This is a genomic window from Vibrio sp. 10N.286.46.A8, assembly GCF_041470165.1.
GTDB classification, from domain to species: domain Bacteria; phylum Pseudomonadota; class Gammaproteobacteria; order Enterobacterales; family Vibrionaceae; genus Vibrio; species Vibrio tasmaniensis_A.
This window is the reverse complement of record NZ_JBFRLX010000366.1, coordinates 1-337: the sequence shown is the minus strand read 5'-3', so window position 1 is coordinate 337 and position 337 is coordinate 1. Positions and strand designations below refer to the sequence as shown.

1 pseudogene is annotated in these 337 nt (G+C 51.6%); it reads left to right on the top strand.

The window, feature by feature from the left end:
* Window positions 1-337 (top strand): annotated as a pseudogene (locus AB4232_RS22470) (chondroitin lyase); the annotation flags it as partial.

Below are 337 nucleotides of genomic sequence, written 5' to 3'. Positions count from 1 at the left end.
GACATGCAACGCAGCGTGATTCTTGCTGAACTTCCTGAGTTCGAGAAGCCACTAGTTATCGATGTATACCGCATCGAAGCTGACGCTGAACACCAGTACGACCTACCCGTTCACCACTCGGGTCAAATCATCCGTACTGACTTCGACTACAACATCGAAAGCACGCTGAAGCCGCTAGGTGAAGACAACGGTTACCAGCACTTATGGAACGTTGCTTCAGGCAAAGTGAACCAAGAGGGCTCTCTGGTGAGCTGGCTACATGACAGCAGCTACTACAGCCTAGTAACCAGCGCGAATGCGGGCAGTGAAGTAATCTTTGCTCGCACTGGTGCTAACG